Origin of the sequence: Psychrobacter sp. 4Dc, from assembly GCF_002836715.1 — a bacterium.
Lineage (GTDB): Bacteria > Pseudomonadota > Gammaproteobacteria > Pseudomonadales > Moraxellaceae > Psychrobacter.
Genome location: NZ_PJAT01000086.1, coordinates 26,915 through 52,556, shown reverse-complemented (window position 1 = coordinate 52,556; position 25,642 = coordinate 26,915). Strand labels below are relative to the sequence as shown.

Sequence of the window (25,642 nt, the reverse complement as noted above, 5' to 3'; positions counted from 1 at the left end):
GTCAGTTCAAAATAACATGGTGATAAATTGAAGAGTGCTACTGGAATGAATGTTGCGCAGCCTCTGTAATAACAGCATGCAAGGAAAATTTATACCAGTAGCACGATGTCATTTTTGCAGTGAATCGACTATAGCTTACTGGCTGCATTTTTACCTCGTCGTTACAGCTTCTAATACTCGACTATGTTAGATTTATCATTAATCCTTGAAGTTATTTACCATAAGTCTTAATAAATTTGAGTAACGTTATGAGTCAAGAAGATGCCAGTCATAAGCAAAATAAGCATTTGCCTCCAAGTGAGCCTATTGATGTCTATAAAAACAACGATAGTAACTATACTGCTGGCAATCAAGACGCTCATGATCATGACACTCACCTAGAGCAAAACACCGCACCAAGAGATACCAAAGGCTATCAGCGTACGTTACTGATTAGCTTTGTGATCATCACAGGCTATATGTTTATCGAGGCGATTGGTGGCTTACTGACAGGCAGCTTGGCGTTACTCTCTGATGCAGGACACATGCTCAGCGACGCCATCGCCCTTGGTGCGACGTTGATGGCATTTAAAATCGGCGAAAAAGCCGCCACCCATCAAAAGACCTTTGGCTATAAACGCTTTGAGATTATCGTGGCCACCGTCAATGGTGCGACGCTAGTAATTATCGCCTTGATGATTTTTTATGAAGCGATCAAACGCCTTAACTCACCGCCTGAGATTGCTACCCAAGGTATGCTAATCGTCGCCACCATCGGTATGCTGGTTAATATCTTGGTCGCTTGGCTGATGCATCGTGGTAGTAGCGGCAGCGATGGACACACCCACAGCCATGGAGCAAATGCAGACAAAGTAAATAAAGAAAAAGCAAATAAAAGCAATGATTCCAAAGAGCCTGTCAACCTCAATATGCAAAGCGCTTACTTGCATGTATTAAGTGATTTGATGGGCTCTGTCGCCGCGATCATCGCCGCTTTACTGATGATGGGGTTTGGCTGGGTTTGGGCCGATGCCGCAGCGTCGGTGATCGTCGCGGTACTTATCTTAGTAAGTGGTTACCGCGTTGTACGTGATTCGGTACATGTCTTGATGGAGGGCACGCCAGAAGGCATATCGCTGGTAGATGTGGAAGACAAGCTGCTTGCCCATCCACAAGTAAAACAAGTCCACGACCTGCATATTTGGAGCATCACCAGCGGGCTAAATGCGCTATCTTGCCATGTGATGGTCGATGGGGATATGAGAATCTCGGATGCCAGCGTATTGATTGCCAATCTTGAGCAAGGGTTGCTTGCGCTTGGTATTCATCACGCCACCATTCAGGTTGAAAACTTGTCACACCCGCAGACCAGCGCCCATAGCGATGCATTGGTCTGCGACATATCAGAGCAGCAAAGCTCTGCGAATAACCATATCGGGCACAGTCACTAGTCACTAGGGCGTGTTGAACCTTCAACCATGGCACTGACAGAGACTATTTGTGAATGTTCAACACGCCCTAATAACGTATGGCTTATTTTATATATTAATCTATGCCAATTCGTACGCGCTTAGCTAAGCAGAACGAGTGCTATGACGATAGCCTAAGCTTACATCCAGTTAGCAGTGTTGTCTGACGTAGCAGGATGGTTTTCGTACCAGTGTTTAGCGATATCATCACGGCGGCATATCCATACGTCGGGCTTATTGGTGATATATTGCAAAAACTGCTTTAGTGCTTTGATGCGTCCTGCACGCCCAATAATGCGGCAATGCAAGCCAATGGTCAGCATTTTAGGGGTATGTGCGCCTTCTTCGTATAAGGTGTCAAAGCTGTCTTTTAGATATTGATAAAATGGTTCGGCATGAGTGAATCCTGGGCTAGAAGAAAAACGCATGTCATTGGTCTCGAGGCTATAAGGGATGACCAAGTGCGGTTTACGCGTGATCAGATTGCCATCTTGGACCTTTACATTGAGCCAATACGGTAACTCATCACCGTACGAGTCAGAGTCATAGGTATAGCCGCCTTGCTCGGCGACCAGTTCACGAGTATTTGGACTATCGCGTCCTGTATACCAGCCGAGAGGTTGTCCGCCTAGCATGCGTTTAAATATTTGGGTGGCACAGCGAATGTGTTCGCGCTCAGTCTCACGGTACATATCCTGATAAGTGATCCAGCGTAAACCATGACTGGCAATCTCATGACCATCTTCTAATACACGCTCGATGATATGCGGGGTCTTTTCAGCAGCGGCGGCACAGGTAAACGTGGTGATAGGAATACCATAATCTTTAAAGACATCTAACACACGCCACACGCCGACACGGCTACCGTACTCAAAAGCAGATTCAATAGATTGGTGACGATTATTAAATTCTGGTGTGCCTAAGATATCAGACAAAAAACGCTCTGATTGTCCATCGCCATGAATGATGCTATTTTCTGCACCTTCTTCGATGTTTAATACAAACTGTACGGCGATTTTTGCGCCGCCTGGCCAGTTCGCTTTTGGTGGCTTGCCACCGTAGCCTTTTAGGTCGCGGGGATACGTACTCAGATCAAAATCACTGATGATTTTTTTGCTCATTGTTTATGTTCCTATATCTCTTAGAGCCTTAGATATTTATTTGAATATTGCTCATAAAGGACAGTTATTTTTTATCAAAAATTAAAGTGATGATGCATAGGCCACGAGCTGTTGGCGCTCCGCATCCGTCAGCTGAGTAATATTACCAAGCGGCATATAGCCAGTCTGTACCGCAGTGACGATTTTCGCTTTATGAATTTTTAAGTCTTCTGGTGTTTGCAAAATGATTCCTGCTGGCGGCGCGGCAAAGCCTTGCTGTGTTGGTTGCACAGCATGACAAGTACTGCAGCGTGTATGCACGACATCCATCATAGCGTCATCTGCCGAAGCGCTCACTGGTACTGCTTCAGCAGTGGCAGTATCCGTACTAGCATTATTACTAGCAGCAGCATTTGCACCAGTAATAGCGCTTGTAGATGTTGGGGTACTATTGGTTGTTGTAGGCGATACTGCATTAGTAGTAGGCATTGCAGGCACTGGCTCAATCGGTTCAGGTCGCATCCAGATAATCAATAATACTGTCAGTATCGCTGGAATAACCAAGTAGCGTGGTTTTTTATGGCCTAAGTGCTTTTGGTTAAAGTAATGACGGGCAGTCGCGGTAATGATACCGACGAAGACCAATACCAACCAACCTTGCTCATGGGCATACATCATTGGGTAGTGGTTGCTGATCATGGTAAAGATGAGTGGTAGGGTAAAATAGTTATTCATCAGTGAGCGGTTTTTGGCTTGTAATGCCACTTCAGCTACTTCTTTACCCGGCTTTTCACCGCGCCGCACACAGTCAACAAGTGCACGCTGAGCAGGCATAATACCGAAGAATACGTTACCTACCATCACTGTACCCAAGATAGCACCAATATGAATAAATGAGGCGCGATCACTAAACAGCTGATAAGAACCCCAGCTCGCGATGACCAGTAAGATAAAAATCAGCGTACTAAAGATAAACGCGTTTTTACCCAAATGACTGCGCACGATAACTTCATAAATGAAGTAACTTCCAAACAAGAAAAGCAAGCTGGTAGCGATGGCACCGATACTGGTAAAAGGCACTTTACTTGGGTCGATCAGGTAGGCAGTTGCATTGGCATAATAGACGATAGACATCATCGCCGCACCCGTCAGCCAAGTAGTATAAGCTTCCCACTTAAACCAATGTAGCGTCTTTGGCATCTCTTCGGGTTCGAGTTTGTATTTGGCAATCTCATAAAACCCGCCGCCATGGACAGCCCAAAGATCACCCGAAATGCCTTTGTCTGTTTTCCACTGTGGCGGCTTGCGTAGGCTTAGATCTAGCCACACAAAATAAAACGATGCACCAATCCATGCTACTCCAGCGATAACATGAAACCAGCGGAAAAATAAACTCAACCATTCGAGAAGATAGGCGCCCATGTAATAAATGTCCTTTAATATGACAGTGTCTTAATAAAATGTCTTGATAATTTCTTTTGATAGTATTTCTTGAAAACTAATAACAAAGCAGAGAGCTAAACAACGCCAAAGCTATGATCCGCGATAGGTGCTATAACCGTGCGCACTAAGCAGAAGCGGCACGTGATAATGACTGGCATCGTTTACTACAAAGTCGATAACCACTTGCGGGTAAAATGCTGTCAGCTGCTGAGCATCAAAATAAGACTGAGTATCGAACGTTACGGTATAGCGTCCGGTATCTAGCTGACGGTCAGTACTATCGATGGCTGTATCAAACTGCCAAGCGTCTGGTGTGACACGGCCATCACTATTGGTTGTACCATGCGCTAGTAATGCGCTGGCACCATTGTCTTGTATGCGGTGTAAGGTAACGGCGACATCAGCCGCAGGTTTGCCAAGATGAGTGTCTAAGATATGTGATGATAGGGTGGCAGACATAATGCTTCCTTTGTATTCGTGAAAAATATAAATAGGGTGAAAATGTTAGTCTAACTTTGCGACTATTATTTGCTTGTCTAAGCATTACCTAGCAATTTAGTTAAACGTAAACGCGTAATTTTATTTTGCTCAGCGGCTGCGTTAGCTAGTTCAGTAGCACGATTATTAGGTAGACGTGCTAATAACAGATCCAGCATTTGCTGTGCGCTTTTGCCCGTCGCAAAGACAATAAAAATAAAACCAAATTTATCCAGATAGTCTCGATTGCCTTTGGCAAGTGCTTCGAGCACCTCATCTGCTGCATCGTTAGCGCCTGATTGTTCATGTGCAGCGCTACTTTGTGTGTTGCGATATTTTTCTTTTAGAGATGCCACATTGCCGATTTGCGGATGTCCATCAAACGCTTCTAATAGCCTAGCCTCATCGTTTTGTACTTTGTCCCAGATAGCGTCGCTACTTGCTAGCAGTGCATCAAAGTCTGCAAAAGGGCGGGCGTCTGTAAGTTTATAGGCCCAGTCTTTACTGGTGCAGCAAGTCAATAGCTGAGCGATGGCGACTTCTTGTGTTAGTTCGTTGAATTGCGCTAAGGTTAAGCTCACGATGACATCCTTTTCTAATAGGGTAGCCCGTTATCTGTATTGGGCGATAAATGTTTGATAGAGGTTTATACCTTATGATTATTTGCATAAACTTATAGGTACAAGCAGTAATTTTGATAAGTAGCGGTTGCTTCAGCTTCATGGCTGATTTGATTAAGCTAATCGCTACTAATTTGCTTAACATCAAAAGTCGATAATCTATGTATTCGTAGTCAAAGCTTTGGCGCTTATATACGCTTTGCATAATTTCAAGTTATGGTGAACTGACAATATGAAACAGATTTGCTAAGGAAACACTGATATTTTAGCCGTCCAAAACGTATGGCAAGAAGTGATTAATGACGGCGTAATTGATTTACAGTTCCCATTTTGCTAAAACCTGACTAATTGGTCAACTGTTTTATGCGAAATATTTTTATTTAACAGGTTATGCTGATCAAATCTATGTATTTATACAAGAATACACAGCAAAATATAGCGACTATTTTGTCGAACCTGTCTCTTAAAGTGAGATACCACTGCTATGACTCAAAATAATCAAAAGGAAGAAACCTCAGTGACTGATACGCCCTCGCACCGTAGCCAACAAGCCATTCGCGCACAGAACCAAGCGCTTATCTTAGCGGCAGCTGAAGAAGAGTTTGTGCTCCAAAGCTATCGCGGCGCTACGATGCAGGGTATTGCCGATAGAGCAGGCTTGCCTAAAGCCAATGTTCACTACTACTTTAAAAACAAAAAGAATCTCTACATGGCAGTGCTGCGTTCGATCATTCAAGAATGGAACGAAGGTTTGGTAACCATTACAGTAGATAGCGACCCAAAAACAGTCATCGAAAAATTCGTCCGTACCAAGCTACATCAAGCCTTTGTCAATCCAAGTCGCCATAAATTGTTTGCGATTGAAGTTATCGGCGGTGCACCGCATTTGCATGAATTTATGTCCACTACGATGAAGGAGTGGGTACACGATAAAGCACAGGTAATGAAAGAGTGGCACAAGCAAGGCAAAATTGGGATTACTGATCCTCTACAACTACTGATTTTGATTTGGGCGACTACCCAACGTTATGCTGAATTCGAGATTGAAATCGTTGGATTAATGGATAAGACGGCGTATGACGCAGCAGATGAAGCACGTGCGGCAGACTTTCTGGTGCCTTTTATTTTAAAAGGCTGTGGCCTTGAATAATGACAAGGTACCTATTTGACAGGGTGCCTATTTAATAAGTCAGGTGCTTAATCAGCGAAGTGCATAGACTGTTACTATGCTATTTGTCTGTCTATCACACCTCATTTACGGCTAAACACTTCGATATATTTAACCCTAGCTTGCGTTTAGTCTTAAGCGACTTCTTGCGTTGGTTCTAATTTGTCTTTTGCATGCTGTGCTTTGGTATCAAACTCGATGCCATAGTTTTGAGGTAAAATCATATCAAGGGTGATTGCCACAATCCCTGCCATCGTTACCGCTGAGCCAAAGATATTTTGAAAGAACTGCGGCGTTTGTGACAGTACATCAGGGACAAAGGCGATACCCGTTGCCAGACCCAGTGAGGTGGCAATGATTAAGACATTACGATGCGTAAATTGCACGGTAGATAAGATATGAATACCAGCAGTCGCCACAGTCGCAAACATCAGTAGCGTGACGCCGCCAACGACAGGCTTCGGTAATTGCGTAAAAATAGCACCAAGGACAGGGAACAGTCCCATCAGGCATAGGAGGCCGCCCACATAGAATCCCACGTAGCGACTGGCAATACCCGTCATCTGGATCACCCGTTGTTTTGGCTAAAGGTTGTCACAGGGAAAGTATTGAATACCGCCGCAATCAGAGAGTTAACACCATCTCCTAGTACGCCGCCTTTGATGCGTTTCTCATAAAGAGGGCCTTTGATCGGTTCACCTGATATCATTGAGGTAGCCGTCAAATCGCCTGAGGTCTCGATACTGGTAATGATGTACATAAAGGCAATAGGAATAAAAGCCTGCCAATCAAAACCAAAGCCATATTTAAAAGGGATCGGCACCGTAAAAAAAGCCGCTTCAGAAACCAATGAAAAATCGATACGTCCCATAAATACGGCCGCGATAAGGCCGAGCATCAAACCGATAAAGATGGCGCTTGAGCACATGACTTTATTGTTGATGATGCTAATCAGTACGACACTTGCCAGCACACCACCGCCCAAAAGCAAGTTCGGAATACTACCAAAATCTTCAGCACCAAACCCGCCCGCTAAGTCGGTCAGACCTACCTTGGTTAATGACAAACCAATCGTGACAATCACGCAGCCTGTAACAATAGGACTCATAAAGGACTTGAGTTTGGTTATAAATTGACTCAAAAATATCTCAACAAATGCACCGAGAAATGAAACACCAAAAATAACGGATAAAATCTCTTCTGGACCACCGCCGCGGTTTTTTATCACAAATCCTGCTGTCAGTACCGCTGCCAAAAATCCAAAACTGGTACCTTGTAACGCCATGAGACCAGAGCCAACAGGACCTACTTTACGGGTCTGAATAAAGGTTGCGACGCCAGATACTATCAATGACATACTGAGAAGGTAGGGGATATGCTCTCCTAAACCTAATGTGCCACCTATGATAAGAGAGGGTATGATGATACCTACAAACGCTGCAAGTACGTGCTGTATAGCACCTAAGAATGCTTTGATGGGGGTAGGACGGTCATGCAGTCTATACAGTAAATCGGTATTCGCTGGAACGTTTTCACTCATGGTGGTTTCCTCCTAAAATAACTGCTTAGCACCCGCTTAACTGTAGATATCAGACAATGTGGTAGATCACGAGATCAAAGTCTTAACCCAATCCTTGACTTGTTTTTTATCGATGTAAACAATAGGGGTACGCATCCGTCTGTAAGATAAACAATGAAGATAACTAATATATGTTGGCTAGTATTTGAACAACCTGACCAATTAGTCAGGTCTATTTGGGGTATAGGTAAAATACAAGTCATTGCAATGTTTTTTTTGGTACTAGTGCGTTTACAGGTTTGTTACGAAAGAGGGAGGGTTAGGTAACATTGAAAAGTAGATCGAAAAAGCGAGGAGTACTGACTGACCATTGAGAACGAATAAGTACTAAGATCTATCGCCAGCTCTATTGCTGTTTTTTAATCAAAAAAAGCCCCAACCATATTCGTTACGGTTGGGGCTTTTACAAGTTTGCTTAACAGTTGATCTTTATTCCACTATAACCAAAATTGCTACTTTGGGCTTGATGACCATACGGGTGAGCGAATAACGCCTTGTCCTGACTTACCAAACGCTTCGCCACCATTAAGAGATTTGATGGTCAGTACGCCTTTGCCGCCTTGGGTCGATGCGTAGACCACGCGTTTACCGTTTGGTGAGAAGCTTGGTGCTTCGTCGATACCTGTATTGCCAAGATTGGTAGTGATAGCACCATTACTATTCATAATAGCCGCTGAGCGCCCACTCAAAAAGGCAATTTGTGTACCGTCACTGCTAAACTGCGGGCTGGTTGCATAACCACCGTTTGACACTTTAGTCGTTTGTCCTGTGGCAAACTCATAGCGATAGACTTGCGGCTTATTAAAGCCAGTTTTATCACTGACAAAAACGAAAGATTTGCCGTCTGGTGCATAGCTTGGCTGCACTTCACTGCTCGGTAAATTAGTGAGCCTTCTAGGTGTACCGCCGCTAGCGCTCATCTCATAGATATCAGCGCTACCTTCAAAACTACTAGAGAATAATATCTTGCTGCCATCAGGAGAGAACGAGGGGCTTAGGTTACTACCTGAAAAAGGTGTCAGGGCAGTTGCGCCGCCGCCACTGACGTTTTGCACGTAGATGACGGGATATGATTTTTCACGTTGTACTGAGTAGGCGATACGGTTGCCATCAGGTGACCATGCTGGTGAAAAAATAGAGCCTGTCACTTCAGTAATGGTTCTAGCGTTTTCGCCATCAGCATCCATCACTTTGAGACGGGAGATCTTTTGCTTGCCAGTTCCTGTTTCTTCAATATAAGCAATGCGTCCTGAGAAGTCTCCTGGAATACCAGTAATCAGCTCGTACACTTTGTCTGCAATGACATGACCGGCATAACGCATGCTTTCTCTATTGTTTTCAGCGGTTAGGCTTTGCTTGCCTTCTATCACGCGACCAGATTTGACATCGATGACTTCATAATCAGTGATAATTTTGCCACGATTGGTACGCGTGCTGCCGACGACCAGATACGGTATGCCCATGCTTTGCCAAACGGGTAATGTACCTGTCAGCTCTTTACTACTGTGTGGCTGCTGCGGCAGATCTTGATTGGTTACTTTTAGCTCGGTTTTACTCAAGTCATTTAATACAATCGGTGATAAGACAGAGTCACCCGCAAACGATACAAACGCGACTTGGTTTTGCTGAACAGGAATCTCATAGTCCAGTTCTAGTACAACAGGTGCAGCGAGCACGCTTTGCGATATCAGCAATGCTGAAGTGCTAGCGAGTAACGATACTAGTAGTTTTTTGTGGGTACGCATAAGTAAGTGGAGCTCCTAAAATTAGTATGATATTCATTTTTTATTTAATGAGACAAGCATCTAGATGAGGCAGCAACCTATGCGAGACAAGCCGCTTAACGTCACGTTACCAATATTATAAGAACCTAGCAACTGATTAATTGCTGCCTTTAAACTGTATGGCAAAAGTCGGGTATTTAGGGTCATCAGCATCAATCGGGAGACTGCCAGTATTGAGTACCGCTTGTTTTGCCGCTTCGTTGACCGTGTTATCAGGTCCAGAGGCCGTCACGTTGATCACATCGCCATTTTCATTGACAGTGATGGTCAAGATGGCACGTTGAGTAGAGCCTCGCGCGGCGGTAGGCGGCGTATAGTTGCGCTTGATTAAGTTGATGATTTCGCTGTTGCTGGCACCGCGACTGCCACTGGATGCAGAACGACTACTGCCCTTGGACGTACTAGAGGTTGACGTATCACCAGACATAGTAGACTGCCCATCTGATAGGCTAAAGGTTTTCCCTGCATTGCCAGAGCCGGCAGTATCAATCTCAATATTGCGATCGCTAGCAGTAGGACGTTTTATCTTTGGTGGATTGTTCTGCTTTTGACGAAACTCTCCCAGTCTTTTTTGTTCTTCTATGAGCTGATCACGTTTGCTTTGATCCACTTGGTCAAGCTCTTCCATAGCGGATTCGTCTAGTTGTGCTGCCCACTCAGCCATTTTGCGCTCATACTCTTGATTTTGCTCAAGCAGACGTTGTTGATGGTCTTCGCTCATCAGTATGGGTTGACCAGCTGGCTCCTCAGATCGTGTAAATACAGGCACGCGCTGAGAGCTTGACTGACTTGAATTTTGCGCACTGACGCTACTACCAGACACTTCTGGTTGAGCACTACTGGACGAATCGCTAGTGCTACTATCCATCTGCATCGCACTGGCTGCTGCACGGTTGGCCAATATTTGTCCTTGCATTTCAGCAAGTTGCTCAGGAGACACCATGACCGTCTCAATACTACCAGCAGTCTCAACTTCAGTGGTTTGATAGTTATAAACCAGTATGCCAATGACAAGGCCATGCGCCAGTAAGCTTAGCAACGTCGGCAGTGTTAGCCCGTTGCTTTCTGGTTCGGTAGGTACATAGACGGCAGGAGCATTATGCATGGTAAGGATACTCATGAACGTGATTTGTCAGATGGATTACTAGAATAGGCTATTATGATATAAGACATTTACTAAAGGACGCTTATCACTATAAAGAAGGCGTGGGTAGTGGTGCACCGGTTAGTAACCCAACTTTTTCGATACCTGCTTGTTGCAAGGTTGCCATGAGCGTCATGATGGCACCGTACTGATTGTTTTGATCGGCATTGATCATCACCTGTACTGGTTCAGCATTATTATTATCGCTCTGAGACTGCAGGTTAGACAATGTATTAATCAGCTCAGGCTCACTTACTGGCACGTCGACATTGCTTTCATAACTGATAAAAATATCACCCTTGTCAGTCAACGAGACAATCACAGGTAATTGGCTTTGACTCATGGTATTGGTTTGTTCTTTTGGCAAATCAACATCGACGCCTGTAATCAGCATCGGCGCTGTCACCATAAAGATCACCAGTAGCACCAGCATGACGTCAATGTAAGGTACGACGTTCATTTCTGCATTAAGAGCTTTTTTTTCACGGCCGTAGGGGTTTGGTTTCATAGCCCTGTCACCTGACCTGCATTAACTTGGGTTTCTTTGCTAATAGGTGCTTGTACGCTGGTCTCACGCTGCAGCATGCCCGTCATCTCATCACAAAATAAGGCACGCGAGTCATACAAGCGGCTCGATTTTGCTGTGAAGTGATTGTATGCCAATACAGCAGGAATAGCGGCAAACAAACCCATAGCTGTGGCAATCAGTGCTTCCGCGATACCGGGCGCTACCGAGGCGAGGGTAGCTTGCTCGGTTTGCGACAGTCCCAAAAAGGCATTCATGATGCCCCACACTGTACCGAACAATCCGATGTACGGAGCAACGGAGCCAATGCTGGCTAGCGTCGTCAGTCCTGACTCTAGCAATTGTTGCTGACGACCTAAGCCGACGCGTAGCTTGCGTTCAACACCATCGATAATGTCGTCTTTAGGTTGACGCTTTTTATGCATTCTTAGGTATTCTGAAAAGCCCACATAAAAAATCTGCTCAAGTCCTTGACGATCAGGAGAACCCTGAATGCCTTGGTATAGCTTGGCTAAGTCTTCGCCTGACCAAAACCAAGTCTCAAACTGTTGATCAAAGTTTTTGGCTGTACCAAGTCGCGCACTCATGCGAAAGATAATAACCCAGCTGAGCAAAGAGGCTAATAACAATAGTGCCATCACAATCTGCACCAATAGACTGGCTTGGGTAATAAGATCGACAATATTTAATGATTCAGGCATGTAATGGACTCACGAATAATTGACAACAGCTGGCTGGAATAGTGATATCCGAACCAGACAACCCCTAAACAAACACTATTTACTTTTTATTATTTAATACGCAGCACGTTTCTTCACTAAAAATTTGTAACTGTGCTTAGAAAAATGCTGCAACAGTAAGTATCGCGATTTAGGTATCGGTATAATAACCCCCTAGTTTACTTCTAAATGAGAGAAAGGTCATTATTAATGTGTTAAACGACTATTTAGTTGGGCTACTACTGATTCATTCAATAGTTAGTTGGATAACATGGATAATGACCGAGCAAATACTTATTACCTAAAACTTATGACTCAAACCGAATATTTCCTCAATGACGAGTAGAAAGTAGTTTTTCGAATAGCGTCGAGCAGCATGACTATATATAGCTTTTCATGTGGCTTTTCTGACCGATAGTCTTGAAGTCTCTCAAAATCCTATTTTGTACGAGATAGACATTATCAACGATTGAGTTTGTAAGATAACTGGTCTAATATGTTACGCTTTGTTACTACATTATTCTTATTGTGGCATCGTTATTTTTTCGCTGAGGTCATGTTCAATTTTAGGTAATGATGACTTTTTATTAGCCAGTCGGGGGCGACACTTATGAATGCAATTGAACGCTATTTTGGGATTAATGGTGAAAATACCACGATCAAAACAGAAATCATCGCTGGTATAACCACGTTCTTGACGATGGCTTATATTATCTTTGTCAACCCTAACGTCTTAGCCGATGCAGGTATGGATAAAGGGGCCGTATTTGTAGCGACCTGTATAGCAGCAGCAGTAGGTTGTTTCATCATGGGTATCTACGCCCGACTACCAGTTGCGCTGGCACCAGGTATGGGGCTTAATGCTTTCTTTACCTATGGTGTGGTGCTTGGTATGGGCTACGCGTGGCAGACAGCGTTAGGTGCGGTGTTCTTGTCTGGTTGTATCTTCGTACTATTGAGTCTATTTAAGATTCGTGAAGCAATCATTAATGCCATTCCAACGTCTCTCAAAAATGGCGTAGTCGCTGGTATTGGTGCGTTCTTGGCGTTTATTGCATTGCAAAGCGCAGGCATCATCGTCAATCATGATGCAACTTTAGTTGGTCTTGGTGACATGACATCATTCGGTCCTGTCATGGCTTCATTAGGTTTTGTTGTTATCATTGGTCTGTCTTACAAGAGAGTCCCAGGTGCGGTAACCATTGGTATTTTATTGGTTGCGTTGATTAGCTTATTAATGGGCTATACACAGTTCACAGGTATCATCTCTTCACCGCCTTCTATTGCACCGACGCTGATGCAGTTAGACATTGCTGGTGCATTTGATGTGGGCATGATCAGTGTTATCTTTGCTTTCTTATTTGTCGATTTGTTTGATACTGCTGGTACTTTGATTGCTACCACTAGCCAAGCAAAATTAACGGACAAAGATGGCAATATCCCGAACATGGGCAAAGCACTACTTGCTGATTCAACAGCGACAGTAGCGGGTTCTTTACTGGGTACTTCATCGACGACTAGCTATATTGAGAGTATCTCTGGTATTGCCTCAGGTGGCCGTACAGGCTTAATGGCTGTTACGGTAGGTGTGCTATTCCTGTTCAGTATTTTCTTCTCGCCGCTAGCAGGTATGATTCCAGCTTATGCAACGGCTGGCGCTATCTTTTATGTAGCCGTACTTATGATGGGTACCCTAAAGGACATTAACTGGAGCGACTTAACAGAAGCAGCACCAGTGGTCGTGGTATTGCTATTCACACCGCTTACATACTCTATCGCTGACGGCATCGCACTTGGTTTTATTACCTTTACGGCTGTAAAAGCAATTGCAGGCAAGTTTGCAGATATCAGTATCGCTGTCTGGATTTTGACTGCTATATTATTGTTCAAGATTATTTTCTTATAATGCAACGTGTAGTAAGACATTAATAGCGTCTTAAACAAGAAACCCTCCTTATCAGCTGATGATAAGGAGGGTTTTTTTTGTCAGCATTATAAGCCTATCGTTTTAATTTGAGCTCAGTATCCTTGGCATGAATGTTTAGTATTTCTGATACCAGTATTAATTAGGGTGATGCCAAACTATGGGCAATAGTAAACAAAAAAACGTAACCAAAGCGTCATGGCCAATAAAGTGCTTGTAAGTTATTGTTATTTAGATATATATTAATTTATGAAAATAATAAATTTCGTTAGTTTGAAAAAAACTTTCGTGATATTATAGCCGAGTTAAGCGCATCACCTCAATCAACGCCGTAGAGGTTTTTCTTACAGTGAATTAGCATCATAAAAGATGACAGATTTGTGATTATTAGAGCGATTTTTCGGTTCAATAAGGCGATATTTGGTCATCACACTCCTTTCACTACTAACAAGAAGAAGGCACTAATGCCGCTTAGCTTTTCGTTGTTGCCTTTGTATTGTTAACGTAGCCCGTTTAACAGTCGAACGACCTACTTAACCGTCTCCAGCCTATGCTGGATTTTTAGTTTTGTGATGGCGCCGTTTGGTCTTTTGATTATTGCTGTGAATATCCGTCAATAACCACTATTTTTTGATAGCGGTTATGAGCAGTTATACAGAACGATCAGACTTCCTAAAGCACCATTTATTATGGTTTTTAAACGATAGTTATGGAGTTATTATGAACCCAGTAGACCAGTTTACCCCGCAAGAGCCGATCTTGTTTAATCCTGTTGATATGCTGTCGCCTGAGTATCTCGCCCAGTCAGCAGAAGAGCTAAATAAGCGTATCTCACCGCTATATAGCGCCGATGAAGAACGTTGGTTGTCTGAGTTATTGCCACTTGCCAAACCCAGTATAGAAGAACGCGATGCTGCTGCTGAGCAAACGCGCAAACTGGTCGAGCACGTACGTAATGATGGTAAAGCCGTCAAGATGGTTGACTCATTATTGCTTGAGTATAGCCTTGATACCCAAGAAGGTATCTTGCTAATGAGCTTGGCAGAAGCCTTGATTCGTGTGCCAGACAACTATACGGCTGATGCATTGATTCATGACAAAATGAGTGTGGCTGACTGGAAAAAGCACATTAAAAATGACAATGGCTTTATGGTCAATGCCTCTACTTGGGGCATGATGATGACTGGTCGCGTTGTCAGTATTGACAGCAGCACCACTGCATCAGGTTTCTTGGATCGCATGACTAAAAAGATGGGTGAGCCTGTCATTCGTAGTGCGATGCAAAAAGCCATGCGTATCATGGGCCATCAGTTTGTATTGGGCGAGACCATCGAAGACGCCAATAAAAACAGCCAGCCATATCGTAATAGAGGCTATACCTATTCATTTGATATGTTAGGTGAAGCGGCTATCACGCATAAAGATGCGGAAAAATACTTCAATGACTATCTACATGCGATCAGAGCTACGGCGAACGTAAAAGTCAAAGAAGGCATGCCAAAGCCGTCAGTGTCTATCAAATTATCAGCACTGCATCCTCGCTATGAAGCCACGCAAGAAGCGCAAGTAATGGGCTTATTGCGTCAGCGCTGCCTGCTATTGATTGAAGCGGCACGTGAAGTCAATGTCGATATCAGTATTGATGCTGAAGAAGCAGATCGCCTTGAGATTTCTCTAAAACTGTTTGAGTCTTTGTACCGTGATAATTTAACGGCAGACTGGGATGGTTTAGGTATCGTTGTACAAGGGTACTCTAAACGTGCTATCGCTGTATTAGCATGGCTGGCTCGTTTGTCTACTGAAGTCGGTGATCGTATTCCAGTACGTCTAGTAAAAGGCGCTTACTGGGATACTGAGATCAAACTTGCTCAGCAAAAAGGTCTATCAGGCTATCCAGTTTGGACACGTAAAGAAGGTACGGATACTGCATATCTTGCTTGTGCGCGCTTCTTATTGTCAGATCATCTGCGCGGGCTAATCTGGCCACAGTTTGCGACGCATAATGCGCATACACTGTCATCAATCATGACCATGAGTGCACATAGGGACTTTGAGTTCCAACGTCTGCATGGTATGGGCGATGCGCTTTATGATCATATTTTGCAAGCTTATGAGATTCCTGTACGTATCTACGCTCCTGTGGGCGCGCATAAAGACTTGCTACCGTACTTGGTACGCCGCTTGCTTGAGAACGGTGCCAACAGCTCGTTTGTTCATCAGTTGCTAGACAAGTCTTATCCAATCGAAAAGCTAACAGTGCATCCATACGACAAGCTGCTTGGTAATGCAACATTGCATAATCCAGACATCCCGTTACCGTTAGAGATTTACGGTGAACGTCGTGCAAGTTTTGGCCCTAATATCTTTGTAGAGTCACAATGGTTGCCGTTCAAATCAGCTATTGATAGCCATCTGCATAAGACATGGTCAGCAACCTCTATCATTAATGGTAAAGCTGTTGATACCTATGAAGTAGATGGTCAAACGAATCAGCTTGATAAGCAGACTGTACTTGCGCCTTGGAATCATGAAGTTAGTGCTGGTGAAGTAACTTATGCCAATGCTGAAGTGGCTCGCCAAGCGATTGACGTTGCTGTTGCTGGTCAAGATGTATGGAAAAATGTACCAGCAGCTAAGCGTGCTGAGATATTACGTAAGATTGCTGAGCTATACGAAGAGAACTACGCTGAGCTAATGGCACTATGCCAAGTTGAAGCGGGTAAAACCATGCAAGATGGCATCGATGAAATCAAAGAAGCCGTTGATTTCTGTCGTTTCTATGCTGACGAAGCAGAGCGTCTAGATGACGTCGTACATGAGTTCACAGACTTGGCTGGTAAGCAGTCTCGTCAAGTGTATAAAGCACGTGGCACTTTCGTTTGTATCAGTCCATGGAACTTCCCATTGGCTATCTATACGGGACAGATTGTAGCTGCACTTGCTGCAGGTAACACCGTAGTAGCGAAACCTGCTGAACAAACCAGTTTGGTAGCTCACTTTGGTGCCCAGTTGATGTATCAAGCGGGTATACCTGCAGAAGCATTGCAATTGGTCATTGGTGCAGGCGACGTAGGTGGTGCTTTGACGGCTGCTGATAATATCGCAGGTGTGATATTTACAGGTTCTACTCAAACAGCCCAACGTATCAACCAAAGCCTAAATGATCATGCACAAAACAGTGGCGAATTGCCGGTCTTTATCGCTGAAACTGGCGGTCAAAACGCAATGATCGTTGATTCAACAGCACTGCCAGAGCAAGTCGTTAGAGATGCGGTACTATCAGCATTTGGTTCAGCAGGTCAGCGTTGTTCAGCTTGTCGCATATTGTGTGTACAAGAAGAGATGGCGGATGATTTAATCGAGCTGTTGCAAGGCAATATGGCTGAGCTGTCTGTAGGTAATCCTCTATATGCTGCGACAGATGTAGGTCCAGTAATTGATGCGGATGCTAAGCATGGTTTAGAGGCGCACATCGAACGTATGAGTGCTGAGCCGACTGCTACTATTTTGGCACAGACGCCGATGAGCTCAAGCTCAGTCGTCAGTCAAGAGAAGTCTACTTTTGTATTGCCAACCGCAATCGAAGTGAAGAGCATCGATGTGATCGGTGGTGAGCACTTTGGCCCAATCCTACACGTACTACGTTATCAAGCGCGTGATTTGAATAAGCTGATTGATGCCATCAACAATACAGGCTTTGGTTTGACGTTAGGTATCCATAGCCGTATCGAAAATACTGTTGAGCACATTGAGCGCCGCGCATTTGTCGGTAACACTTACATCAACCGTAACCAAATCGGCGCGGTCGTAAACGTACAGCCATTTGGTGGTTGTGGTCTATCTGGTACTGGTCCTAAAGCTGGTGGCCCGCACTATGTCGCGCGTCTCATGCAACTTAGCTCAGAATCAGTCAATGCTGAACAGTCAGCTGCTCATATGACAGCAACCGAAACCCAAACTACCACTCAAACAGAACTCGCATAAGGAGTAGCAACATGGCGACTGAATTCAAAAAAAATCATGCCCAGGTTTGTGAATCTTGGCGATTACTCGGCGCAGTCAACCGCGCAACGTATCTACAAGCAGCCATTCCAAAATTGGCATTGCTCACTGGTGACGCTAATAAAGCAAAGCGTTTATTCAACCATTTGTTGAGCGCTGCGCCTAGCTTGGATGAGATGCATCGTATGACAGGGGCAACAGGCGAGTCCAATGACTTGTATGTGACTGGTCGTGGTAAGACGATGGTCATCGGTGGCGAAACTGCTAGAGCCATGGCAGTATTAGGTCAGCTTATCGCGGCATTGTTGACAGGTAATGAAGTTATATTGCATTGCCCAAGCCAAGATGAGATGTGTAATGAAGCTGCTAAGATACTGCACGACACAGGTATCAGCGAAGATGTATTGAGTGTGGCTAACGATTCGCAAACAGTCACGCTTTTATATATCGATCGTCTAGCACAAGTGGCTGTCTCTGGTAGCCGCAGCGAAGTGCAAGCCATCAGTCAAGAGCTTGCCAATACTGACGGTATTTTGACACAGGTTATCAGTGTCACTGATATGGAAGGTTTGTCAGAAATGCTAACGCCTGATTATCTGCATCGTTTTGTCACTGAGCGAGTCAAGACTATCAATACCACAGCAATCGGTGGTAACGCGAGCTTGCTTGAGCTTGGTACAGAGTAGAAGAACTGCATTAATTACGAATCCGCTTAGCTTTTATACCAACTTTCATAAAGACTAAGCCGTGTTTGGTAGCGCTATAAATGCCAAACTAGTAACTGTATAAGATGTATAAGAAAAAACCACTATCTGAGTAATTATCAGATAGCGGTTTTTTTTATTTGCGCTGTTTGGCTGAAATTTGATTATGGAATTTTATTCGGCAATATCCACCCATACCCAGCCGTTCTCTAGCCATTCGCTCAAATCATCTGCATCAACATCGGTGATGTCTCTATGTTGTAATGCTTCACCATTGGCCAAGCGTACTAGTACTGCTATCGCCGCTTCATCGAGCCCATCGATACGTTGACCATTGGCATATAGCACGGTGCCATCAGTGGTCTGGCTATAGAGTAGGCGGTTGCTATAGTCCGCCTGCAATGTGGCCCCTTCTGATAGCGCTTGCATTAGCTCATCGGTATCTAACGTCTCTTCTGGCATCAGCGCATCATATTGACGTTTACTAACCACTTCTGAGACTGCTTGGCGAATCATATCATCACCGCGATCAGATTGTAGCATCTCTAGCAATTGCGCCTTGATAGCCGCAATGCTATCTGATTGCAATTCACCTGACGCTTGTAGCGCTTGCGGTAGTAGCATCGGGATAAATAACTTGCTGTCATTGGTTGCGATATCGGCCACACTATCGATGATTTGCATCAGGTTTGGACGACGACATCCAAACGAGAAAGTCAGACAGTCATCTTGTGCCACACCGAAATGCGATAATTTCGGTGGTACATAAAGCACATCACCCGCTTCTAGTATCTCATCAAAAATAAGCTCGCCCATGTCGTCGAACAAGCGTAAAGGCTCATCAGCAACAAACTCTGTCTGGTCATCACAGAATTTGCCTAACTGCCAACGTCTAGAGCCATAGCCTTGTGCCAAAAATACATCGTAGTCGTCATAATGCTTACCGACCGAACCACCTGCTGGTGCGTAAGATACCATGATGTCATCGCGCTGCCACTGCGGAATAAAGTCAAATGCTTGCCACAATTGGCCAAGCTCTGGTGACCACTGCTCAAGATTCTGCACCAATACGGTCCATTGCTCTGGTAGGTTTTCAAAATCAGTCTCATTCAGTGGGCTTTTTTTGAGTTGCCACTGTGCCTGACCTTCTTTTTTACTGGCTGCTTGAGTCAGCAGTCTTGCGCTAGCATCTTCTTCAAGTGCAAGACCAATCATGTCATCTGGCTCAAACATATCAACTAGCTGCGGCAACCCTTGCTTAATAAGCAGTGGCTTCTTTTGCCAGTATTCAGTCAGGAATTGCTTAGGCGTGATAGAGTCGGGTAAACAAAGAGGAATAGAAGTCATTGATAAATCCATATTTTGGCGGTGTACAAGATTAATAATAAGGGATGCTTTATAGGAAGGTTTTAATAGTTTAAGATTGTCATCTATTTGATGTCTATTATTTTGGTGACGTTTATATAGTACATGTAAGCAATAACGATTATCAAAATAATAGCTGTCATTAGAGCATCCACTCAGTCGTAGGAACGTTATGAAAAAGTTGCATTTTGTTGTCATCATCGCTAGCGTGTTTTTGCTACAAGCTTGTGTCCATAAAATCGTCACAGTACCCGCAAAAATCGCTTATAAAGCTACCAAAGGCGTGGTCAAAGGAACCGTTGCTGTAGGTAAAGCCATCATACCAGGCGACAGTGATGACGATGATGATAAAAAATAAAACCTTACTTATCGACTATGGGTTTTGAATCAAAAGCAATCGAATCAAAACCAGTCATAGTATTCAAAGTAAGGTTACTGTTTATTTAGACAATAGCTATCAAGATAGGAGCGAGTAAATAATACTAGGCGCTCCTACCTTTCTAGTCCGATCTTATTACAAGTATACTCTTATCAGTTATTAAAGCTTGGCAATCCATTCTTTAATAGCGCGTGCTTGCTCAGCGGCATTACCAATATAAGTGGCAGGCGTCAATGCACGTAGACGTTCTTTATCCGCATCACTAACTGCCGATAGCTCATCGCTTTCGACGAACGTTAGCATGGCTTCACGAGTCATGGCATTACCACGAGTCAAGGCTTTTAGCTTTTCATACGGGTTTTCAACGCGGTAGCGACGCATGACCGTTTGAATCGGCTCTGCCAATACTTCTTGCGCTTGATTCAAGTCATCATTTAAACGCTGTGCATTTAGCTCAAGTTTACCCACACCTTTTAGGCAAGCATCAAACGCAATCATGCTCTGTGCTAGACCAACACCGATATTACGCAGCACCGTTGAGTCAGATAGGTCACGCTGCATACGTGAAATTGGTAGCTTCTCACCCAAATGGGCTAGCATAGCGTTGGCAACGCCTAAGTTACCTTCAGAGTTTTCAAAGTCAATTGGGTTAACTTTGTGCGGCATAGTAGAAGAGCCAACTTCACCGTCTTTTAGGCGCTGTTTAAAATAGCCTAAGCTAATATATTGCCAAATATCACGGTTGAAGTCGATCAAGATTGTATTGAAGCGTTTAACAGCATCAAACAACTCAGCGATATAATCGTGCGGCTCAATCTGAGTCGTATAAGGGTTAAATGTTAACTCTAAACGCTGATTGATGAATGATTCAGCGTGAGTCTGCCAGTCAACATCAGGGTATGCTGAAAAATGGGCATTGTAGTTACCAACGGCGCCGTTAATCTTACCTAACAACTCTACTTGACCGATTTGCTTGATTTGACGAGCTAGGCGATAGGCCACGTTTGCCATCTCTTTACCCAGTGTTGTTGGACTGGCTGTCTGACCATGCGTACGTGATAGCATTGGTTGGTCAGCATGAGCAATAGATAAGTCAACGATACTATCAGTCAGTTGCTGCATTTTGGCAACGACGAGCTCACGGCTGTCTTTTAGCATCAATGCATACGATAGGTTATTGATGTCTTCACTGGTACAGGCAAAGTGAATGAATTCAAGTGAATCGATTAAGGCATCCTGACCACGGAACTTGTCTTTGATAAAGTACTCAACCGCTTTTACATCATGATTGGTCGTCGCTTCGATGTCTTTGATAGCTTGAGCATCTGCTTCGCTAAAATCATCAACGATTGCATTCAAAAAAGCGTTGGTCTGGTCATCAAATGCTGCTAATTCACCAATTGCGCTGTTGTCAGCTAAAGACTGCAACCAGCGAATCTCTACCGTAACGCGGGCTTTGATTAGACCAAATTCAGATAAATAAGGACGTAAGCTGTCAGCCTTTGATGCGTAACGGCCATCAATTGGAGAGAGAGCGGTAAGTGGGGTCATGGTTATGCCTCAGTAGTTATGAAATAAAAAACTGCAAGAGTCTGGATAAAAAATTACCATATAATAAACGACGTCGAAATCGTTGCGCGTAATATAGCAGAAATATGATATTAAAAAAGCGGTCTATGCAAATAAAGCGATGTTGACGCTCGTTAAAATCAATCTATTCACTGCATCAACATCTGTGCTTTAAGTTGGGTCTTAGGAAGCAATTAAAATCCGCAAGGTGCATCGATAGATTCAATCACGCCGCCGCCCAGACATACTTCATCGATATAAAATACCGCTGACTGACCAGGGGTGACGGCGCGCTGTGGCTCATCAAATACCACGCGCACTTCGCTGCCATCAGCATTGGTCGCAAATACGCGACACGCTTGGTCTGGCTGGCGATAGCGAGACTTCTCCATACAAATTAGACCTTCGTCGCTAAACACATCCGCAGGCGGTAAACCATCAATCCAATCGAGCTTATAGGCTTTTAGCTCGTTACTCATTAGCATCGGGTGTTCATGCCCTTGACCGACGATTAAACGATTTTTCTCTAAATCTTTTGCCAATACAAACCACGGTGCCTCTACACGGTCTTTAACCCCGCCAATGCCGATGCCGCCGCGTTGACCCAGTGTGTAATACATGAGGCCGTCATGAGTACCGATGACTTTATTATCATCAGTAAGTATCTCGCCTTTTTGGGCAGGCAGATACTGCTGTAAGAAGTCTTTAAAGCGGCGCTCACCAATAAAACAAATACCCGTAGAGTCTTTCTTTTTAGCCGTCGCTAGGTCATGCTCTTCAGCAATCTGACGTACCACTGGCTTTTCAAGCTCACCAACTGGGAATAGCGTTTTGGCGATTTTGTCACCGCCAACCGCATGTAAGAAATAGCTTTGGTCTTTGTTGTTATCAAGACCGCGTAAGAGCTGCGCAACCTCGTCACCTTCGGCATTGGTATAGTTTACACTGCGGCGCGTGTAGTGACCGGTCGCGATATAATCTGCACCAAGCGTCAACGCATAGTCCAAAAACGCCTTAAACTTGATTTCTTTATTGCACAAGATATCAGGGTTTGGGGTGCGTCCTGCTTTATATTCCGCCAAAAAGTGCTCGAATACGCGATCCCAGTATTCCATAGCAAAATTGGCCGTGTGCAGTTTCATACCGATTTTGTCACATACGGCTTGCGCGTCTGCTAAATCATCCATCGCTGTACAGTATTCGGTGCCGTCATCTTCTTCCCAGTTCTTCATAAACAAGCCTTCGACCTTGAAGCCTGCCTGTTGAAGTAATACGGCTGATACAGAAGAATCGACCCCACCTGACATACCGACGATCACATGCTTGGTGCTAGGATTTTCGACATCAGCAAGTGTTAAAGGGCGATGAGCATTAAAAGACTCAGAAACGGTTGTGCTTGAGGTATTTTGTATGGCTGACATAAAACGGCTCAACTATTTATACGTTATCCAAAGTACATGCCGACGCCAAGTATTATGTAATCACTACAATACGTAGTCTCAGCACAACAACGTCAGCTTGTCTTTTGGATCTGGTATTATGATAAAATAAACATCATATTATACCAGTTAATTGAAACTGGTGGCGACCGATGGTATCTGGCTACTAGTAAAACCACTTTGAAAATTCAGATAGTGGTTTTGAATTATTTTAATCACGTTTAATGCATCTTGGAATAATAATGATAAAAATTGGTCAAGGTATCGACGTTCATGCATTTCATAATAATGGTCAGCAGCAGCAATATGTCATTCTAGCGGGCGTGCCTATTGAGCATTCTCATAGTTTGCTCGCACACTCTGATGGGGATGTGGTCTTGCACGCATTGGCTGATGCGCTGCTTGGTGCATTGGCGCTTGGTGATATCGGGCAGCATTTTCCCGATACCGATGCGGCACATGCTGGATTGGATTCACGAGTACTACTGCGTTATGTTTATAGTAAAGTGCAAGAGGCTGGTTACAGCCTAGGCAATGCTGATATTACCGTGATGTGCGAGCGTCCAAAGTTAGCGCCGCATAATCTAGCAATGCGCGCCAATATTGCTAGTGACCTGCAAACGGATATTAGCAATATCAGTGTAAAAGCCACCACGACTGAAAAATTGGGATTTACGGGTCGTCAAGAGGGCATCATGGCCAATGCCGTGGTATTATTAGTCCCTAATGCTGTCGAACCTACATAGATTGAAATTCGTGCTTGTAATACAGCGGCAGTCGCCCCATGTATCAGCCACGTCTTTATACAATTATTTTATATAAATAATCATTTTAATGAACCGCTTTATCAATAGGAGCTTTTATGAGTGAGCAAACCCCAAACACTGCTGCAAACGACGTTGAACAATTGATCCGTGATCAAATCCGTGACAATAAAGTTATTATCTACATGAAAGGCACACCGCAATTTCCACAGTGTGGCTTTTCAGCGCGCTCTATTGAAGTGTTGACTCAGATTGGTCGTCCATTTGCGTTTGTAAACATTTTAGAAAACCCAGAAATCCGTGCAACGTTGCCAAAAATCGCGAATTGGCCAACGTTCCCGCAGTTATGGATTGATGGCGAGCTAATGGGCGGATCAGACATTATCTTGCAAATGTATCAATCAGGCGAGCTAAAGCCATTGGTTGAAGCAAACAGCCCTGCTGCTTAATACTTGAAAGTGTGAATTGGATGTCTTTAATGTCCAATTAGCCTTTGTAAGATACGAGCATAGCAAACCCAAGTAGTCATTTAATGGCTATTTGGGTTTTTTATTGTCGCTATTATTGTCGTTAGTAGCGTATCTATTCTTGTCCCCATTAGTATTTTCACGCGCCTATGTTATTAGGCTTCGTTGTTTTTATAGGATTTACCCCCATATAGTGTCCAAGATACCAGCGATATAAATAATAATTATCAGATGAGTAAGAGAGCTTTATGAATAACCAAACCAGCGAACAGTTAAACGAGCAAAGAGAAGCGGCTGAGCAGGCAGCGATTGAAAAACGCCGTGAACGTTTAAAAAATGTATCGACATGTATTATTGAGATTGCTAATAATGAGTCATACTCAGCTCTTAAGTGTATTCATCAGCTTAGTGTGGCAGGCGGCGCAACTGAAGCGACATATGTGGCTATCGAGCAGCGCATCGTTGTAGACCAAGATCCTGCAGGTGCTTATCATTTAGCGTTATTGGCACAGAACACACCAGATTTGCCAATCGATGCCCGTCAGCTTATCGAGTTGGTAGTCAACAAGGGTGATAACCATCAGCGTTTGGCATTGCTTAAAAACTTACCATTACCGCCAGTTGAGCTCATCAAAGAGCAGATTTTAGCGAGTGATGATGGTGAGGCGATTGGTCAAATGAACGCCTATCTACAGATCAATCCAGAAGGGTATGGTAGCCATCATATGCTGTCTAGTGGTCAATCAGATCAGATCGTACCGCTTAGCCCTGGTAATAATAATCAAAATGATGATTAAAATAGTAACTAAGGCGTGTCTTCAATTCACCCGATAGTCATCTAAATGGGCTAAAAATGGCTAAATCTTGCCAAACATCGTCAAATAGCTATTTAATATCCCGATATTATCTGCGCTATTTTTCTTGTTTGAAGGCAATTTATCTCATTTTTAAAATGAAGACACGCCCTAGTAAGGCAACAACTAGTAAGACAGTAACCAGAGTAGAGAACTTTTCGCTTAAT

20 protein-coding genes and 1 pseudogene are annotated in these 25,642 nt (G+C 44.0%); 9 read left to right on the top strand and 12 right to left on the bottom strand.

The window, feature by feature from the left end:
* Positions 1-248: 248 nt before the first annotated feature.
* Entirely contained in the window at positions 249-1,430 is a 1,182-nt protein-coding gene (locus tag CXF61_RS05885; protein ID WP_165597511.1) for a cation diffusion facilitator family transporter, read from the top strand.
* Positions 1,431-1,588: 158 nt separating this feature from the next.
* Here CXF61_RS05885 and puuE read toward each other — a convergent pair whose 3' ends face one another.
* The 4 genes from puuE to uraD all read right to left on the bottom strand — a co-directional run bounded on the left by puuE (position 1,589) and on the right by uraD (position 5,049).
* On the bottom strand, positions 1,589-2,569 hold the full coding sequence (puuE, locus tag CXF61_RS05880) for an allantoinase PuuE (RefSeq protein WP_165597510.1): 981 nt from the start codon (positions 2,567-2,569) through the stop codon (positions 1,589-1,591).
* 81 nt (positions 2,570-2,650) lie between these two features.
* Positions 2,651-3,970, bottom strand: a complete 1,320-nt coding sequence (locus CXF61_RS05875; protein WP_165597509.1) for a urate hydroxylase PuuD — start codon at positions 3,968-3,970, stop codon at positions 2,651-2,653.
* A 111-nt stretch (positions 3,971-4,081) separates the two neighbouring features.
* A complete protein-coding gene (gene uraH, locus CXF61_RS05870; RefSeq protein ID WP_165597508.1) occupies positions 4,082-4,450 on the bottom strand; it encodes a hydroxyisourate hydrolase in 369 nt (122 codons plus the stop codon).
* A 77-nt stretch (positions 4,451-4,527) separates the two neighbouring features.
* Positions 4,528-5,049 (bottom strand): 2-oxo-4-hydroxy-4-carboxy-5-ureidoimidazoline decarboxylase, encoded by a 522-nt coding sequence (gene uraD, locus CXF61_RS05865; protein ID WP_165597507.1) that lies wholly within the window; start codon positions 5,047-5,049, stop codon positions 4,528-4,530.
* 523 nt (positions 5,050-5,572) lie between these two features.
* Between uraD and CXF61_RS05860 the strand changes: the two genes are divergently transcribed.
* Positions 5,573-6,238, top strand: a complete 666-nt coding sequence (locus CXF61_RS05860) for a TetR family transcriptional regulator C-terminal domain-containing protein (RefSeq protein WP_102092158.1) — start codon at positions 5,573-5,575, stop codon at positions 6,236-6,238.
* 152 nt (positions 6,239-6,390) lie between these two features.
* Here the strand turns inward: CXF61_RS05860 and CXF61_RS05855 are convergent.
* The 5 genes and pseudogenes from CXF61_RS05855 to tolQ form a co-directional block, all read right to left on the bottom strand.
* Positions 6,391-7,796 (bottom strand): annotated as a pseudogene (locus CXF61_RS05855) (nucleobase:cation symporter-2 family protein).
* A gap of 491 nt (positions 7,797-8,287) precedes the next feature.
* Entirely contained in the window at positions 8,288-9,580 is a 1,293-nt protein-coding gene (locus CXF61_RS05850) for a PD40 domain-containing protein (RefSeq protein WP_165597506.1), read from the bottom strand.
* Positions 9,581-9,716: 136 nt separating this feature from the next.
* Complete coding sequence (locus CXF61_RS05845; RefSeq protein WP_165597505.1) at positions 9,717-10,724, bottom strand: cell envelope integrity TolA family protein; 1,008 nt, start codon at positions 10,722-10,724, stop codon at positions 9,717-9,719.
* A gap of 88 nt (positions 10,725-10,812) precedes the next feature.
* Positions 10,813-11,271 carry a protein TolR gene (tolR, locus tag CXF61_RS05840; RefSeq protein ID WP_160021950.1) on the bottom strand — a complete coding sequence of 153 codons (459 nt, stop codon included), beginning with the start codon at positions 11,269-11,271 and terminating at the stop codon, positions 10,813-10,815.
* Positions 11,268-11,990, bottom strand: coding sequence for a protein TolQ (gene tolQ, locus CXF61_RS05835; protein ID WP_057759620.1), 723 nt, complete (start codon positions 11,988-11,990; stop codon positions 11,268-11,270). The genes tolR and tolQ overlap by 4 nt, the downstream gene beginning before the upstream one ends.
* A gap of 628 nt (positions 11,991-12,618) precedes the next feature.
* Here tolQ and CXF61_RS05830 point away from each other — a divergent pair.
* The 3 genes from CXF61_RS05830 (at position 12,619) to CXF61_RS05820 (ending at position 18,620) form a co-directional block, all read left to right on the top strand.
* A complete protein-coding gene (locus tag CXF61_RS05830) occupies positions 12,619-13,914 on the top strand; it encodes an NCS2 family permease (protein WP_101204806.1) in 1,296 nt (431 codons plus the stop codon).
* Positions 13,915-14,652: 738 nt separating this feature from the next.
* Positions 14,653-17,916 (top strand): bifunctional proline dehydrogenase/L-glutamate gamma-semialdehyde dehydrogenase PutA, encoded by a 3,264-nt coding sequence (putA, locus tag CXF61_RS05825; protein WP_165597504.1) that lies wholly within the window; start codon positions 14,653-14,655, stop codon positions 17,914-17,916.
* A gap of 11 nt (positions 17,917-17,927) precedes the next feature.
* Positions 17,928-18,620: a 1-pyrroline-5-carboxylate dehydrogenase gene (locus tag CXF61_RS05820; protein WP_101204808.1), complete on the top strand. Its 693-nt coding sequence runs from the start codon at positions 17,928-17,930 to the stop codon at positions 18,618-18,620.
* 192 nt (positions 18,621-18,812) lie between these two features.
* Here the strand turns inward: CXF61_RS05820 and CXF61_RS05815 are convergent, their stop codons facing one another.
* Positions 18,813-19,985, bottom strand: a complete 1,173-nt coding sequence (locus CXF61_RS05815) for a cupin domain-containing protein (protein WP_165597503.1) — start codon at positions 19,983-19,985, stop codon at positions 18,813-18,815.
* 190 nt (positions 19,986-20,175) lie between these two features.
* On the opposite strand from CXF61_RS05815, the gene CXF61_RS05810 reads away from it, so the two are divergent.
* A complete protein-coding gene (locus CXF61_RS05810; protein ID WP_165597502.1) occupies positions 20,176-20,361 on the top strand; it encodes an NF038104 family lipoprotein in 186 nt (61 codons plus the stop codon).
* A 180-nt stretch (positions 20,362-20,541) separates the two neighbouring features.
* Here the strand turns inward: CXF61_RS05810 and purB are convergent, their stop codons facing one another.
* Together purB and mnmA are read right to left on the bottom strand one after the other, a co-directional pair.
* Entirely contained in the window at positions 20,542-21,933 is a 1,392-nt protein-coding gene (gene purB, locus CXF61_RS05805; protein WP_165597501.1) for an adenylosuccinate lyase, read from the bottom strand.
* A 212-nt stretch (positions 21,934-22,145) separates the two neighbouring features.
* Positions 22,146-23,372 (bottom strand): tRNA 2-thiouridine(34) synthase MnmA, encoded by a 1,227-nt coding sequence (gene mnmA, locus CXF61_RS05800; RefSeq protein ID WP_165597500.1) that lies wholly within the window; start codon positions 23,370-23,372, stop codon positions 22,146-22,148.
* A 260-nt stretch (positions 23,373-23,632) separates the two neighbouring features.
* Here mnmA and ispF point away from each other — a divergent pair, with 260 nt between their 5' ends.
* The 3 genes from ispF (at position 23,633) to CXF61_RS05785 (ending at position 25,418) form a co-directional block, all read left to right on the top strand.
* Positions 23,633-24,136: a 2-C-methyl-D-erythritol 2,4-cyclodiphosphate synthase gene (gene ispF / locus CXF61_RS05795; protein WP_165597499.1), complete on the top strand. Its 504-nt coding sequence runs from the start codon at positions 23,633-23,635 to the stop codon at positions 24,134-24,136.
* Positions 24,137-24,252: 116 nt separating this feature from the next.
* The gene (gene grxD / locus CXF61_RS05790) at positions 24,253-24,603 is read left to right on the top strand and encodes a Grx4 family monothiol glutaredoxin (RefSeq protein ID WP_057759647.1); all 351 of its coding nucleotides are present in this window, start codon (positions 24,253-24,255) and stop codon (positions 24,601-24,603) included.
* Positions 24,604-24,869: 266 nt separating this feature from the next.
* Positions 24,870-25,418: a hypothetical protein gene (locus tag CXF61_RS05785; protein WP_165597498.1), complete on the top strand. Its 549-nt coding sequence runs from the start codon at positions 24,870-24,872 to the stop codon at positions 25,416-25,418.
* Positions 25,419-25,642: the final 224 nt, after the last annotated feature.